Origin of the sequence: Desulfosediminicola sp. (assembly GCF_048381775.1) — a bacterium.
GTDB lineage: Bacteria > Desulfobacterota > Desulfobulbia > Desulfobulbales > Desulfocapsaceae > Desulfopila > Desulfopila ganghwensis.
Map to the genome: position 1 here is coordinate 250,499 of NZ_JBLXGE010000006.1, position 15,070 is coordinate 265,568.

Here is a 15,070-nt window from a genome sequence, read left to right on the forward strand (position 1 = left end):
GATATCCGCTCAGGTCAGTGTTCCATATCTTTTTTGATTCTCTCCAGCAGAGATTCAACTATCTGCTCTGGAGCAATTTCTTCAGTATATCCATCACTGCGACGGCGCACCTCGAGAACTCCGTTTTTAGTCAGGGACTTGCCAACAGTCACCCGGTACGGAATTCCCAACAGATCAGCATCTTTAAACTTGGAGCCCGGACGTTCATCGCGGTCATCGAAAAGAACTTCGATACCAGCTTGCTGCAGATCGCTATACAATTTCTCGGCCGCCGCATTAATACTCTCATCCTTCAACCCAAGATTCAAGATAATAACTTGATATGGTGCCAGGGGTACCGGAAAAATAATGCCGTTTTCATCATGAGTCTGCTCGATAGCAGCGGCAACGACCCGGCTTACACCGATACCGTAGCACCCCATAACGAAAGGCTTCTCCTGGCCGTCTGCATCCTGGAACATAGCCTCCATCGACTCTGAGTAGGAGGTCCCAAGCTTGAAGATATGTCCTACCTCGATACCCTCGGTGAGATCGATCTCTCCACCACAGGCAGGACATGGATCTTCGATAGTCACCTGGCGCAGATCAGCTATGCCGCTCACCTCGAAATCACGACCGAGGTTCACGTTACGCATATGGTAATTCTTCTCGTTGGCTCCAACGACGAAGTTTGCCATAGTGGCAACCTCCTGATCGGCAACCAGCTTGATTTTGCTGTTGACCGGTCCGAGATAGCCTGTCGGGGCCCCTGTGGCATCAAAAGCAGCTTTGTCGTCAGCAAGTTCAACGTCAATGGCCCCAAGGAAATTCTTGAGTTTCACCTCTTCAACTTCACGATCGCCGCGTACCAGTACTGCCACCGGGGTACCATCAGCAATATAGACCATTGTTTTTACGAGCTGATCGGGGGTAATATCCATGAACTCACAGACCGCGTTCACCTTGCGCTTACCTGGAGTCTCAACTTTTTCAAGATCAAGCAGCGGCTCATCGTTTTTCGCTTCGGCCGGCTTAACCTCAGCCTTTTCCATATTTGCCGCATACTCGCACGACTTACAGACCACGATGGTATCCTCGCCGGTATCGGCCAGTACCATAAATTCATGGGAGAAACTGCCGCCAATGGCACCTGAGTCCGCCTGCACTGCACGGAATTCGAGACCGCAACGGGTAAAAATACGTTTATACGCCTCGTACATTTTACCGTACGCGACCTCTGCGCCAGCGTCATCGACATCGAAGGAGTACGCGTCCTTCATGATAAATTCACGACCGCGCATCAGGCCGAAACGGGGACGTATCTCATCGCGGAACTTGGTCTGGATCTGGTAGAGATTAATCGGCAGATCCCGGTAGGAATGAAGGTCCCGGCGAATAATATCTGTGATAACCTCTTCATGGGTCGGTCCGAGGCAGGACTCACGCTCGTGACGGTCATGAAAACGCAGCAATTCCGGTCCATACTTCTCATATCGTCCGGTTTCACGCCAGAGATCCGCAGGCTGTACCATCGGCATCATCAGTTCCTGGGCGCCGGCCCGGTTCATCTCTTCCCTCACAATCGCCTCAACCCTGCGAATTGCCGCCAGACCATAGGGCAGATAGGTATAAACTCCAGAGGTGAGTTTTCGCATAAAACCCGCTCGCAGCATGAGTCTGTGGCTAATGACTTCAGCCTCGGCAGGTGTCTCCTTGAGTGTAGGCAAAAGTGATTGAGAGTAACGCATAGATGTTCCGTAAGTAAAATTATCTTAGTTGAACCGCCCCGGCTGGAGCGGCATCCCCCGCTGTCGCGGGTTGGGAATTTGTAATACGAAGAGAATTTAGCAGATTTTCAGGATTTTCGCCCTTCCTCTTCCATTTTTTTCAATTCGGCGAGAAATGTTTCCAACAGAACATCTTCTGAAACCTTTTTGAATATCGCACCTTTTTTAAAGATGATACCGACTCCGTTACCGCCGGTTACACCAATATCAGCCTCTTTGGCCTCACCTGGCCCATTGACCACACAACCCATGACCGCAACTTTAATTTGAGTTTCCATGGTCTGAACATAACGTTCCACTTCTTCAGCCAATTCAAAAAGATTGATCTGGGTTCTTCCACAGGTTGGGCAGGAAATCAGCTCAGGGCCGCGCTCCCGGATCTTGAGCGAACGAAGCAGCTCAAAACCTACCCTGATCTCTTCTTCCGGATCTCTGGTAAGTGAAATTCTGAACGTATCGCCAATCCCCTGACTGAGAAGAATGCCGAGCGCCACACTTGATTTCACTGTACCTGCGATCAGGCCACCAGCTTCGGTAACCCCAAGATGCAGAGGATAATCGGTGAGCTTTGAGAGCTGCTGATAACCGCTGACAGTGGTCATCACGTCAGAGGACTTGATGGAAATCTTCATCTCCTCATAGCCGTGTTTTTCCACCAGACGCACATTTCTCATAGCGCTCTCAATCAGAGATGATGGATTCTCAGGGGTGGGATAACCGTGCTTTTCCAAGAGGTCTTTTTCTATGGACCCGCTGTTTACGCCAACTCTTATCGGTACCTTATGCATCCTGGCGGCGGCCACCACCGCGGCGAGCTTCTCCTCACCACCGAGGTTGCCGGGATTGATGCGTATACCCTGGGCACCGTTTTCCATGGCACTGATGGCCAGCCGGTGATCGAAATGAATGTCGGCAATCAGTGGAATCTGGATACCATCTCTGATGGTACGGAGCGCCTCTGCCGCCTCCTGATCGAGTACCGCACAGCGGATAATCTCGCACCCTGCCTGCTCGAGCCTTTTAATCTGCTCGATGGTCGCTTTGGTATCACGGGTGTCCGTATTGGTCATGGACTGTACGGAAATCGGGCTACTGCCGCCAATCTGCAGATCGCCGAGTTGGATGGTTCGTGTCTGACGTCGGATAATCATGGAAAAAACACTGCGGTTAAAAATTGGATTGCCTGAGTACTTCGACTATGAACATACAACCGGACGGTTACCACAAAATCTAAAAATCCCGATCCGGACTAACTCTAATCTCCTGCAGGTAAATGACTATTTAGTGCCCTTTTTTTTCATCTGCAGATTCAATTCAGCATCGGAGGCACGGACATACATGGGAATGGCGGAACCGATTTCAAGCACTTGCCCCTGTTCTGCCAATTCGCCAGCGATCAGCCCCAGGCTTGAAGCGGATGGTGACCAGAGTTGGGACGGTGCGATGCTGATAGTTTCGCCCAGTTTCTCCAGCCAAAAATCCCTGTACACTGCCAGACCGTCACCGACCATCAGGGTCGGTTCGTTTATTACTTCTACGAGCGCTTCAGGTGAATAGGCCGCAATCTCCGTCACAGCCTCTGGCATTGTATTATCCTTCATTCGGTAAAAGCGAGCGTAGACTTCTTTTTTCCTCGCATCGAGTACTGCGCAAATCTGGCGCGGGTCATGGCAATTCGCAGCAAGAATATCGAGGGTGGAAACACCGTAAAGCGGTTTATCCGCTACGGCGGCCAAACCCTTTACAGTGGCCATGCCGATACGCAGGCCTGTAAAACTGCCCGGCCCCAGACCAACAGCATAACCACTGATATCATTTTTGCTGCAACCGGACTCACTCAGCAACCGGTCAATGGCACCAAGTAATCTCCTTGAATGGGTAACATTACTCGACAGGCTCACACTTCCGAGAACCCTGCCATTTGCCCTTGTGCCCAAAGTGAGCGCCACAGTCGAACATGAAGTGGCGGTATCAACTGCGAGGATACAGCCATCGCTTTCCACTACCTGTTTCATTGGGTCAGAATCCGCACGATGTCGTTATAAAAGACGAAGATCATCAAGGTACCAAGCAGGGCCAATCCGATTTGCTGGGCAATGATCTGCGCCCGCTCTCCAAGTGGCTTTCTGCGGATCGCTTCAATGGTGAGAAACATCAGGTGCCCGCCATCAAGCACTGGAATAGGCAACAGGTTGAGGATACCGAGATTGACACTCAACAACCCCATGAAGTAGAGAAGGTTAACCCAGCCGGCTTCCATCTGCTGGCCAGCTATCTGGGCAATCAGGATCGGCCCCCCCAGCTCCGAGGCAGGCACAACCTGTTGAAAGATCTTAACGATACTGGTTACAGTAAGGTCAACATAGCCCCAGGTTTGTTTGCAGGCATCGGTGAAAGCCCCGATCGGCCCTTTATGAACATAATTAAACTCGGCATAGGGCATAATACCTATGATGAAGCGAGGCTCCAGCTCTTCGCCGAACATGTTTTCAACACTTTCATATTTAGGCTGAATTTCGAGCTTCTTCTGGGCGTCTTCACGCAGCACAATCACATCAATTGGCTCACCGCGACTCCCCTGTACACCATGGAGTATATCGTCCCAACTGTCTGTCGGTTCGCCATTGATTGAAATGATAACATCGTTTTCAACCATTCCAGCCATAGCTGCCGGTGAATCCGGTGCGACATTACCGATTTTGGTAGTATCAATCCGCTCAGGTGTACCTGAGAAGAGAAAGAGCAGGAAAAACATCACTACGGGGAAAACGAAGTTGAACGCTGGTCCGGCAAATATTATACCGAAACGCTGACCGACGCTCTTGTGGGCAAACGATATCTCCCGTTCTTCTTTGGGTACATCCTGTTCATCGGGATTTTCTCCGTACATTTTTACAAAACCGCCAAGGGGGATGGCCGAGACGACATATTCGGTGTCGCCCACGGTCTTGCCGAAGAGTTTCGGCCCAAAGCCAAGGGAGAACTTCAGCACCCTGACCCCGAAGAGCTTGGCGAACAGAAAGTGGCCCAGTTCATGAACAAAAATGAGCAGGCCAAGGACGAGTATAAAGGAAAAGGCAGTTGTCATAACTTCACAATGGTTGGAGTAAACTGTTCCGGTTCAAATGATGTAGACCGCACTCCCGAAGCTGCAGTGCAGACTGGTCAGGCGAGGGCTGAAATTTTTTGTTCTGCTGAAACTCTGGCGGCTGCATCTGCTGCCAGGATATCTTCCAGGGATTCATCGCTCCCCTGATGAACTTCATTCAGAGTAAAAGCTACAGTTTCGGGTATCTGAGTAAAACCAATTCGCTCAGCTAAGAATGCTGCAACTGCGACCTCATTGGCTGCATTGAGCACAGCAGGGGCAACCCCCCCCGTCCGCAATGCCTCAAAAGCCATGCCAAGTGCCGGAAAAGAATCGTAATCCGGATCATGGAACTCAAGATTTGAACACTGGGACAGCTGCAGAGGTTTAAGCTTCAATGGCAACCGCCTGGGGTACGACAGGGCGTAAGCTATCGGAATACGCATATCAGGGATACCGAGATGGGCCATCACAGAGCCATCCTGATACTCTACCAGTGAATGCACAACCGATTGTGGATGAACCACAACCTCTATATCATCTGCACCGATATCAAAAAGCCATCTTGCTTCGATCACCTCAAGACCTTTATTCATGAGTGTGGCAGAATCAATAGTTATTTTCTGCCCCATGTCCCAGTTTGGGTGATTCAGTGCCTGCTCCCGGGTTACCCTCTGTAACTCTTCACGGCTCTTGCCCCTGAATGGGCCGCCGGAAGCGGTGAGGATAATTTTTGCGACATCCTTACGGTGCCCGGCTTCCAGCGCCTGAAAAATAGCGCTGTGCTCAGAGTCCACCGGTAGGAGCGGTACATTATGTTTTCTGGCCTCAGCCATCACAATCCTGCCGGCCATGACCAGAGTTTCCTTGTTGGCTAATCCGACGGGTTTTCCGGCACGGATAGCAGCAAGGGTGGGCAGCAGCCCAGCGGCCCCAACTATGGCAGAGACGGTGATATCGGCATCGCCGTGGGACGCAACCAGGCAGTTGCCTTCGGTGCCGCACACGACCCGCGTACGATACTTTGTCGGCAACATCGCATGTATTTTCTCAGCATGCTTCTCGTCGATTACGGAAATCACCTCAGGGTCGAACTCAAGCACCTGGGCCTTGAGTCGGTCCAGGTTTCGGCCTGCCGCAAGTCCTACAATAGAATAATCTTCGGGAAACTGCCGGACAACCTCAAGAACATTTACACCGATTGAACCGGTAGAACCCAGAAGTGCAATACGTTTCATTGAATCCCCATAAAAAAGTACAACAGGTAATACAAGACAGGCGCAGCAAGCAGGATTGAATCGATTCTATCGAGTATACCACCATGACCAGCCAGTAGTCTGCCTGAATCCTTGGTGCCGGTACCCCTCTTAATGATTGACTCTGCGAGATCCCCTAGAATTCCGACGCCTGTAAGGATTATTGCAGCAAACAGAATAAACGGCAGATTAACTTTATCAAACAAGAGCACAGCGAGGACAATGCCTGCCAGAATTGCACAGACAAGGCCGCCAACAGCACCCTCTATAGTCTTTTTAGGGCTGATTGCAGGGGAAAGCTTATGCTTTCCGAATTGTCGGCCTGAGTAATACGCTCCTGAATCTGAACCGGCGGTAATCGCTGTCAGCACCACCAGCCATTCACCACCTTCTGGCAGATTACGGATCAGCGGCAGATAGGATACCAATACGCCGACATAGACCACGCCGAGGATAAGCCTGCTCAGGAACCGATACGGCTCATTCAGCCTGGAATAGCAACCTATGGTGTAAAGAAAGATAAAGAACGTGGCGGCAAACAGCCCGAACTGAATTCCAGCAGTATCGGCAAAGTACCAGCCACCCAGATAGGGCAGCAATAACGTGGCGATTGAGAGTACCCTGGTGGAGATAGACGGTGGACTTTCCAACGCCATATCCAGATACTCATTAATGCCGATAGCGGTGACTATCAGCATCACCAGTTGAAAATAGAGAGGCGTTCCGGCAAGTAGTAGAACAACCCAGGCAATTGCCAATAAAATTCCGGGAAAAGTACGACTCATAATCACTCGGCTGAAACTTGGGCACTGGTTTTGCCGTAACGGCGCTCTCTCATCTGAAAATCGCTGATCGCCTGCAGAAACTGCTCCCGGCGAAAATCAGGCCACATGATATCCGTAAAAAATATCTCTGAATAGGTAAGCTGCCAAGGCAGAAAATTGGAAAGGCGCGCCTCACCACCGGTTCTGATCATGAGATCGGGGTCTGGTAGTCCGGTGGTGTAGAGGTTATCATTGATTAGCTCAGGAGTGATCGCAGCTGGTTCGAGATCACCTTTTACACAGCGCTCTGCAAGTATCCGTGCTGCCCGGGCGAGTTCATCCCTGCCGCCATAGCTGAGTGCCAGATTCAGCACCAGCTTATCATTTTGCCTGGTAGCCTCAATCACCTTGCTCAGTGCTTTTGCGGCACCTTCCGGCAGACGATCGAGGTCACCGATGCAGCGCAGCTGTATCCCGTTTTTCAATAACCTGGAAAGTTCAGCTGAAAGATATGTTTTCAGAATAGTCATCAGGCCGTTTACTTCCTGCTCAGGCCTGTTCCAATTCTCTGTGGAAAATGCGTATAAAGTAATTGCTTCAATGCCGATTTCACGGGACGTCTCAACAATCGCCCGCACTGAATCCACACCTGCTTTATGACCAAACAGTCTGGGCTTACCCTGTTGCTGCGCCCACCTGCCGTTGCCATCCATAATAAGTGCAATATGGCGCGGCAGACGTTTGGTGTCTATCGCCGGGTCAATGACCATGGTTCTCCCTGAAAAACATGATTTGTAGGTAGAACGAAACCGAAAAAGAGAGTCTACCAGGATTTCTCATGGGGGTGGTTCACTAGAGATCTCCGCAATCATTGGAGAGTGCGTACCTAATCCTCATGAGAAATAATGGTTATACTTCCAGAACCTCTTTCTCTTTGGCAGCGCTTATCTCGTCAATCTGCTTAATATAGCTGTCGGTCTCACTCTGAGCATCATCCTGCAGCTTGAACAAATCATCTTCAGAGATTTCCTTATCCTTCTTCTGCTTTTTGAGGATGTCGATGGCATCTCGGCGAGAGTTGCGAACGGCCACACGGAACTCCTCAGCAATTTTCTTGACCTGCTTTACCAGACCTTTACGACGCTCCTCGGTCAACTGAGGAATATTCAAGCGTATAACTTTGCCGTCGCTTATAGGAGTAAGGCCAATATCTGACTTTAAAATGGCCTTTTCAATGGCAGGAACCATTTGGACATCCCAGGGTTGAATGGCAATCATCCGACTCTCAGGGATCGTCAGTGTTCCAACTTGGTTAACTGGCATTGCGCTGCCATAGGCATCAACCATAATTCCATCCAGGAGAGAAATTGAAGCGCGGCCTGTACGAATTTTCGACAGTTCGTTTTTGAACGTCTCAACGCTCTTCTCCATTTTCTCAGCCATATCCATTATCACATCACTCATGCTTTTACCTCTGCTCTCTGATGAATTATTTTCAATGGTCTTATCAGGACGTTATCAGGGTACCAACGGTTTTTCCGCTTACAGCCTGGCGGATATTACCTGAAACACTCATATCAAGTACCATGATCGGTTTATTGTCTTCTTTGGCCAGAGCAATGCCAGCCGCATCCATAACCCGAAGTCCTTTTTGCAGAACCGTATCGTATGTCAATTCATCATACTTGACAGCATCAGGATAAACAACAGGATCCTTATCATATACGCCATCTACCTTGGTGGCTTTAATCACCAGATCGGCATCAATCTCAAGTGCACGCAACACACCTGCAGAGTCGGTTGTAAAGTATGGATTACCGGTACCGGCGGCAAAGATTACAACCCTTCCTTTCTCAAGATGACGGGTAGCACGTCTTCTAATATATGGCTCACAAACCGACTGCATCGGAATTGCGGACATAACTCTGGTGATAACACCCTTTCTCTCAAGGGCATCCTGCATCGCCAGGCTGTTCATAACAGTGGCAAGCATGCCCATGTTATCGGCCGTCGCACGGTCCATGCCCCTGCTTGCGCCTGCAACACCACGAAAAATATTCCCTGCTCCGATAACGATACCCGGCTCTATACCCAGCCTTACGATTTCTTTTACTTCTTCTGCGACAAATTCCAACACATCCGTGTTAATTCCGTAAGAATCGTCGCCCATCAAGGCTTCGCCGCTCAATTTCAGAAGGATTCGCTTATACTTAATTGACTGCATCCCGCATTCCTCTCTGTTTGTTGTTTTCGTTATACTGACAGGTGCTCAAAACAAATCCGGCCGGCTGTCTTGTGACGGCCGGCCGGTTAACAGGGGAACCTTACTCGGCACCTACCTGGAATCGGGCGAATTTCTTAATCGAAATATTTTCGCCCATGGTCGCAACCACCTCATTCAGTTTGTCCTGAATGGTGAGGTCCGGATCTTTGACGAATTTCTGCTCAAGTAGACAAATCTCGGCTACGAACTTGTCGAGTTTACCGGAAACTATCTTCTCTACGATTGCCTCTGGCTTACCGGAGTCAAGAGCCTGCTGTACGTAGATCTCTTTCTCACGTGCAATAACATCCGCTGGAATGTCCTCACGGGTGATACCAACCGGATTGGCAGCAGCAATATGCATTGCAATGTCTTTTGCAAAATCTATAAAGCCATCGGTCTTGGCTACGAAGTCGGTCTCACAACCAAGCTCAACCATAACACCGAGTTTACCACCTGCATGAATGTAAGTACCGATGGTGCCTTCACTGGTAGCTTTGCCAGCGCGCTTGGCTGCAACGGCAAGTCCTTTCTGGCGAAGCAGGTCGACAGCTTTTTCCATGTCGCCCTCTGTCTCAGACAAGGCCTTTTTACAATCCATCATACCTGCTTGAGTTTTATCTCTCAGGTCTTTTACCATCTGACTGGTAATTTTCATGGCTAGTCTCCTTCCACGTAACGCTCTTCGGCGCAATTTATTACAAGTAGATACATGTTCTTCATTGCATGGACAATAATCTGACATGCACTATTTAAGTGACAAGAGTGAACACAATAAAAGGGGTAGTCCATAGACCAACCCCTTTTTGCAGACACCTGCGAGCGGAGGCTCGCAGGGATACGTCTATTTTACTCTTCGGTTCCGGCAGCTTCGTCAGCCATCTCTGCACCGGCGTCAGCCATAGCAGCAGCGATTGCTTCTTCCGAAGCATCATCACCATCTCGCTCAGCCTGACCTGCGAGGATGGACTCAGCAACCTGCTGACTGATCAGGCGAATGGATCTGATCGCGTCATCGTTACCAGGAATCACGAAGTCGATACCATCAGGGTCACAGTTGGTATCGGTGATTGCTACTACAGGGATACCAAGTTTCTGCGCTTCACTTACTGCGATCGCTTCTTTCTTAGGATCTACAACAAACATAACGGTAGGAATATTACGCATATCCTTAATACCGCCAACGTTTCTCTCAAGCTTAATACGCTCTTTTTCCATCAGCAGAATCTCTTTCTTAGGGAACCTGTTGATAGAACCATCAGCCTGCATGGACTCGATGGCCTTGAGACGCTCAATCGATTTCTTGATGGTCTGGAAGTTGGTAAGCATTCCACCCAGCCAGCGATGATCAACATAGTACATGCCACAACGCTTTGCTTCTTCGTTGATGATCATCTGAGCCTGACGCTTGGTTCCTACGAAAAGAACAGTACCGCCTTCCTTCACTTCCTGGGAAATGAAATCACAAGCTTTATCAAAAAGCTTCTTGGTGCGATCAAGATTGATGATGTAAATACCGTTACGGGGACCGTAAATGTATTGTTTCATCTTAGGATTCCAGCGTCTGGTCTGATGACCAAAGTGAAGTCCTGCCTGCAGCATGTCTTTAACAGTTGCTTGAGCCATAATTACCCCTTTTCTGGTTTGGCCTCCATCTTCTCTAATCACACCTCGGTTTTCAATAAATCGGGAGATGTGACACCAGTGAGTTCGAAGATGTGTGTTATGTGTGAATGATGCCCCACTATGAAGCACCTTAAAAAAAGAACAACATCATTATCTACCACGCCATTATATATTTTGCAAGCGCAGTAACTGCCATCAGGCCACAGTTTTGTTGATTATCTACGGATCAGTGAGGATTTGCCACCAAAAAGCATCTTCAGCCAATCAAAACCGAATTTAAGCAGCTCCTCATCGCTACTATTAATACTTCGCCTTCTGGACTTGGGAAGTTTAAACTGATCGAACAGATTTCGTTCCTCAGCCATTCTCCTGAAACCATCAATATTATAACAAATCAAAAAAGCCAGCTGTTGCCCTGGACCACCGGCGCCCTCTCCCTTCCATGGATTTTGCATAAAGAGGGTATCGATCTCAGCCCACAGTCCGTTCATAGTATTATGTCGGTCTAATTTCTGGCTTCGGATGTATTCCCTTGCTGTGAGTAATTGCTGCTCTTCATGTCCTGCACAATAATCATGCTTTGCGAGAAAGTAATACTCTGCAACACCACCTTTTTCAGGATTGCGGTCAACCGCCCTTTCCAACGGGTAGGTTCTGCAATCCGTAGGCCTGTCCTCATATACTGCGCAACCATCGTCAGTTAAAAAAGGACACTCTCCTCTGCCTTCCTCGGTCAATGCCAGCATTACGGTAGGGAAAAACGGATTGGATCCTTTTACCAGCGCAGTATATCTTTGTAAAAATTCCTCGGAATCAATTTGCAGTCTATTCTTAAGGCATATGATGTCATAAGGGTACAACACAAGATCTACTTTTTTACAACAGGTGGTAAAACAGGGTACGCCTGGGTGACAACTGAAATTGAACGGAGTTGTACCGAGCGGTTCCATACCTTCAGGGAAAACTTTTTGATAACTCATTGCTGACTATACGAATCGTTAATTAAAGTTCCGTTTAAGAACCAGAAAACACACTATTTCGATTTAAACAAAAAAAGGCTGGTGAGAGCAATTGCTCCTACCAGCCTTTTTATCAAACAACATCTGAGATAGAAGAATTAATTCTCGTCAGAGACTTCTTCGATCTTCTCTTCATAACCAACCAGTTCAATGATAGCCATGGAAGCGCAATCACCGCGACGGGTACCGGTCTGAAGGATACGGGTGTAACCACCGTTACGATCAGCAAACTGATCTTTGATATCGCTGAAAAGCTTATGAACTACATCCTCACTTCGGATGTAAGACAAAGCCTGACGACGAGCATGGAGATCACCGCGCTTAGCGAGGGTGATCATCTTCTCGGCGATAGGACGAAGCTCTTTCGCCTTCTCTTTGGTGGTAACAATACGCTCATGCTCAAAAAGTGAGGTAACCATGTTTCTGAACATAGCCTCACGATGTGAGCTTGTGCGGCCAAGTTTTCTGCCAGATTTAAGATGTCTCATGTGCCTATCCTCAACACACCCGGACGTGCCGCCGGGTTTGACTCATATTCTAAAATTTCAGTAAAGGCGCCAGCCCTACCCCTAATCTTCTTCTTTTTCGCGATCGCAAGGGCGAACCCAATTCTCGAACTTCATACCGAGAGTAAGATCCATCTCTGCGAGCAGGGCCTTGATCTCATTAAGGGACTTACGTCCAAAGTTCTTGGTCTTCAGCATTTCCTGATCAGTCTTCTGCGCAAGATCACCAATGTAGTGAATTTCCGCATTCTTCAGACAGTTAGCAGAGCGTACTGAGAGTTCAAGATCCTCAACCGGTTTATCGAGGTATGGATTCAGCGGTTCGCTGTCAGATACATCTCCCTCATCCTTGGCAGGTTCAGCTTGCTCTTCATCGAAGTTGATGAAGATAGACATCTGATCCTTCAAGATTTTGGCAGCATATGCCAGACCATTTTCAGGTCTCACACTTCCATCTGTCTCAATTTCGATGGTCAGCTTATCGTAATCTGTCTGCTGACCAACACGAGCCTGTGCGATAAAATACTGGATCTTTTTGATCGGGGTGAAGATTGCGTCAATCGGAATCTGCCCAATGCTCAGATCGTCTTTGTTCTGTCTTTCTGCAGGTTGATATCCTTTACCCCATTCAACAGTGAATTCGGCTCGGAAATTTGTTTCTCCTGTCAGGGTACAGATTACCTGCTCCGGATTCATTACCTCTACGAACGCATTTCCAGCGATGTCTGCAGCGGTAACCTGCCCGGGGCCGGTTTTATCAATAACCACGACCTGCGCATCTTCTGAATTCAATTTCAAACGTACCTGCTTGACGTTAAGGATGATTTCACTTACATCCTCCATCACGTCTTTCAGGGTGGTGAATTCGTGCAGAGCGCCTTCAATTTTAACAGTAGTGATCGCAGCGCCCTGGATGGATGACAGAAGTATTCTGCGCAATGAATTTCCGATCGTGGACGCGAATCCCCGCTCAAGCGGTTGACAAACAAACTTACCATAAGACTCGGTATGCTTAGCCCTGTCTACCTCAATTTTCTCGGGTTTGATCAGCTCGCGCCAGTTACGGTAAAACGGTATTTTTTCTTCGGCAGCTTGCGTCATATGTTCCTTCTTTGCGTTTCTGTTAGCTGTTTTATTAAACTACCGTGAAGTCAAATAATTTCCACAGGCTAAACAGCCTGAATCTCCACGGCAATGCCTCCCTGAACGCTGACAATAATAAACAGATAACTCCCTCGTGCTGAAGGAGTAATCTGTTAGACACGGCACTTCTATTACTTGGAGTAAAGCTCGACGATGAGCTGCTCCTGAATCGGCATTGTGAGCTCTTCACGGTTCGGCAGAGCTTTCACAGTAGCCTTGAAGTTATCTTTATCCAGCTCCATCCAGGATGGCACACCGCGACGTACAACAGCTTCAAGATTTTCAGTGATCTGTCCATTCGCACGGCTCTTTTCTTTGAGAGTAATTACATCACTCTCAGAAACGAGGAACGATGGAATGGTCACTTTACGGCCGTTAACCAGAATGTGCTTGTGAAGTACGAGCTGACGAGCCTGATTACGGGAAGAAGCAAATCCGGCGCGGAAAATTACATTATCAAGACGTCTTTCGAGCAGGATAAGCAGGTTCTCACCAGTTACACCTTTCTGTCTCTCAGCTTTCTCAAAAGTCAGGCGAAACTGACCTTCGAGCATTCCGTACATAGCTTTTACTTTCTGCTTCTCGCGAAGCTGAACTGCGTAGTCAGAGAGCTTTTTGAAACGAGCCTGTCCATGCTGACCAGGTCCGAACGCACGGCGCTCAAAAGAACACTTATCAGAGTAACATCTGTCACCCTTGAGATACAGTTTAAGATTTTCTCGTCTGCAACGACGACATGCAGCACCTATATTTCTAGCCAACTTAGGCCTCCATTTATATAATAAATTTTCGTATATCGCTCAACGTGGTTATACACGGCGGCGTTTCGGAGGTTTGCAGCCGTTATGAGGAATCGGTGTTACATCATAAATTCTGCTTACCTCAAAGCCGGTATTGACAAGTGCCCGCAGTGCAGCTTCACGACCAGGTCCTGGTCCTTTAACTTTCACTTCTACTTTGCGCATACCAAAATCCGCCGCCTTCTTGGCAGCATCTGCTAATGCGTTCTGGGCAGCAAAAGGAGTGGACTTACGGGATCCTTTGAACCCGAGAACACCAGCGCTACACCAGGAAACCACGTTACCCTGCTTATCAGAGATAGTTACAACAGTGTTATTGAACGTGGAGTAGATAAAAACAATGCCTTCAGGCACATTCTTTTTAACTCTCTTTTTGGATCGTGCCTCAGCACGCTTCGCTCCAGCCATATCTTTTACCTGTTCGTTTAATCGATCGTTTATTTACGGCGTGCCGCTGCTCCACGACGCGGGCCCTTACGGGTTCGCGCGTTGGTCTTAGTTCTCTGCCCACGCAATGGAAGACCCATACGGTGACGACGACCACGGTAACAGCCAAGATCCGTAAGACGTTTGATGTCCATGGACACCTCGCGCCTGCGATCACCCTCTACTACATAATCAGCTTCAATAACCTGACGAAGTCTATTGACATCCTCAGCGTTAACGTCATCGCTGTTCATGGTGTATGGAAGATCTACAGCATCGAGAATCTTCCTGGCCGAGGTGAGCCCGATACCGTGAATATAAGTTAATGCTATGTCTAAATGCTTGTTTTTTGGGAGGTCAACTCCAGCTAATCGTGCCAAAACCTATCTCCTTAGAGGAAGTGAATATTTAGC

The 15,070-nt window shown here is 48.6% G+C and carries 17 protein-coding genes; all 17 read right to left on the bottom strand.

Annotation, left to right across the window (positions count from 1 at the left end):
* Positions 1-14 precede the first annotated feature (14 nt).
* Positions 15-1,727 (bottom strand): proline--tRNA ligase, encoded by a 1,713-nt coding sequence (locus ACN5NT_RS12160; RefSeq protein ID WP_419175609.1) that lies wholly within the window; start codon positions 1,725-1,727, stop codon positions 15-17.
* A 107-nt stretch (positions 1,728-1,834) separates the two neighbouring features.
* Complete coding sequence (gene ispG / locus ACN5NT_RS12165; RefSeq protein ID WP_136798049.1) at positions 1,835-2,917, bottom strand: flavodoxin-dependent (E)-4-hydroxy-3-methylbut-2-enyl-diphosphate synthase; 1,083 nt, start codon at positions 2,915-2,917, stop codon at positions 1,835-1,837.
* Between the two features lie 126 nt (positions 2,918-3,043).
* On the bottom strand, positions 3,044-3,781 hold the full coding sequence (gene tsaB, locus ACN5NT_RS12170; protein ID WP_419175610.1) for a tRNA (adenosine(37)-N6)-threonylcarbamoyltransferase complex dimerization subunit type 1 TsaB: 738 nt from the start codon (positions 3,779-3,781) through the stop codon (positions 3,044-3,046).
* A complete protein-coding gene (gene rseP, locus ACN5NT_RS12175; RefSeq protein ID WP_419175611.1) occupies positions 3,778-4,854 on the bottom strand; it encodes an RIP metalloprotease RseP in 1,077 nt (358 codons plus the stop codon). Before rseP ends, tsaB begins: the two co-directional genes overlap by 4 nt.
* Before the next feature lie 77 nt (positions 4,855-4,931).
* The gene (locus ACN5NT_RS12180) at positions 4,932-6,092 is read right to left on the bottom strand and encodes a 1-deoxy-D-xylulose-5-phosphate reductoisomerase (protein ID WP_419175612.1); all 1,161 of its coding nucleotides are present in this window, start codon (positions 6,090-6,092) and stop codon (positions 4,932-4,934) included.
* Positions 6,089-6,895 carry a phosphatidate cytidylyltransferase gene (locus ACN5NT_RS12185; protein ID WP_419175613.1) on the bottom strand — a complete coding sequence of 269 codons (807 nt, stop codon included), beginning with the start codon at positions 6,893-6,895 and terminating at the stop codon, positions 6,089-6,091. The genes ACN5NT_RS12180 and ACN5NT_RS12185 overlap by 4 nt, the downstream gene beginning before the upstream one ends.
* A gap of 2 nt (positions 6,896-6,897) precedes the next feature.
* On the bottom strand, positions 6,898-7,644 hold the full coding sequence (locus tag ACN5NT_RS12190; RefSeq protein WP_136798140.1) for an isoprenyl transferase: 747 nt from the start codon (positions 7,642-7,644) through the stop codon (positions 6,898-6,900).
* A gap of 139 nt (positions 7,645-7,783) precedes the next feature.
* Positions 7,784-8,338 carry a ribosome recycling factor gene (frr, locus tag ACN5NT_RS12195; protein WP_419175614.1) on the bottom strand — a complete coding sequence of 185 codons (555 nt, stop codon included), beginning with the start codon at positions 8,336-8,338 and terminating at the stop codon, positions 7,784-7,786.
* Positions 8,339-8,381: 43 nt separating this feature from the next.
* Complete coding sequence (gene pyrH, locus ACN5NT_RS12200) at positions 8,382-9,098, bottom strand: UMP kinase (RefSeq protein WP_136798054.1); 717 nt, start codon at positions 9,096-9,098, stop codon at positions 8,382-8,384.
* 100 nt (positions 9,099-9,198) lie between these two features.
* On the bottom strand, positions 9,199-9,795 hold the full coding sequence (tsf, locus tag ACN5NT_RS12205) for a translation elongation factor Ts (RefSeq protein ID WP_136798055.1): 597 nt from the start codon (positions 9,793-9,795) through the stop codon (positions 9,199-9,201).
* A 191-nt stretch (positions 9,796-9,986) separates the two neighbouring features.
* On the bottom strand, positions 9,987-10,763 hold the full coding sequence (rpsB, locus tag ACN5NT_RS12210) for a 30S ribosomal protein S2 (RefSeq protein WP_136798056.1): 777 nt from the start codon (positions 10,761-10,763) through the stop codon (positions 9,987-9,989).
* A gap of 215 nt (positions 10,764-10,978) precedes the next feature.
* A complete protein-coding gene (locus ACN5NT_RS12215; protein ID WP_419175615.1) occupies positions 10,979-11,743 on the bottom strand; it encodes a YkgJ family cysteine cluster protein in 765 nt (254 codons plus the stop codon).
* A 137-nt stretch (positions 11,744-11,880) separates the two neighbouring features.
* Positions 11,881-12,270 carry a 50S ribosomal protein L17 gene (rplQ, locus tag ACN5NT_RS12220; protein WP_136798058.1) on the bottom strand — a complete coding sequence of 130 codons (390 nt, stop codon included), beginning with the start codon at positions 12,268-12,270 and terminating at the stop codon, positions 11,881-11,883.
* A gap of 81 nt (positions 12,271-12,351) precedes the next feature.
* The gene (locus tag ACN5NT_RS12225) at positions 12,352-13,389 is read right to left on the bottom strand and encodes a DNA-directed RNA polymerase subunit alpha (protein WP_136798059.1); all 1,038 of its coding nucleotides are present in this window, start codon (positions 13,387-13,389) and stop codon (positions 12,352-12,354) included.
* Between the two features lie 173 nt (positions 13,390-13,562).
* Entirely contained in the window at positions 13,563-14,192 is a 630-nt protein-coding gene (rpsD, locus tag ACN5NT_RS12230) for a 30S ribosomal protein S4 (protein WP_136798060.1), read from the bottom strand.
* A 48-nt stretch (positions 14,193-14,240) separates the two neighbouring features.
* The gene (gene rpsK / locus ACN5NT_RS12235) at positions 14,241-14,639 is read right to left on the bottom strand and encodes a 30S ribosomal protein S11 (RefSeq protein WP_136798061.1); all 399 of its coding nucleotides are present in this window, start codon (positions 14,637-14,639) and stop codon (positions 14,241-14,243) included.
* A gap of 29 nt (positions 14,640-14,668) precedes the next feature.
* Positions 14,669-15,037, bottom strand: a complete 369-nt coding sequence (gene rpsM / locus ACN5NT_RS12240) for a 30S ribosomal protein S13 (RefSeq protein WP_136798062.1) — start codon at positions 15,035-15,037, stop codon at positions 14,669-14,671.
* Positions 15,038-15,070 lie beyond the last annotated feature (33 nt).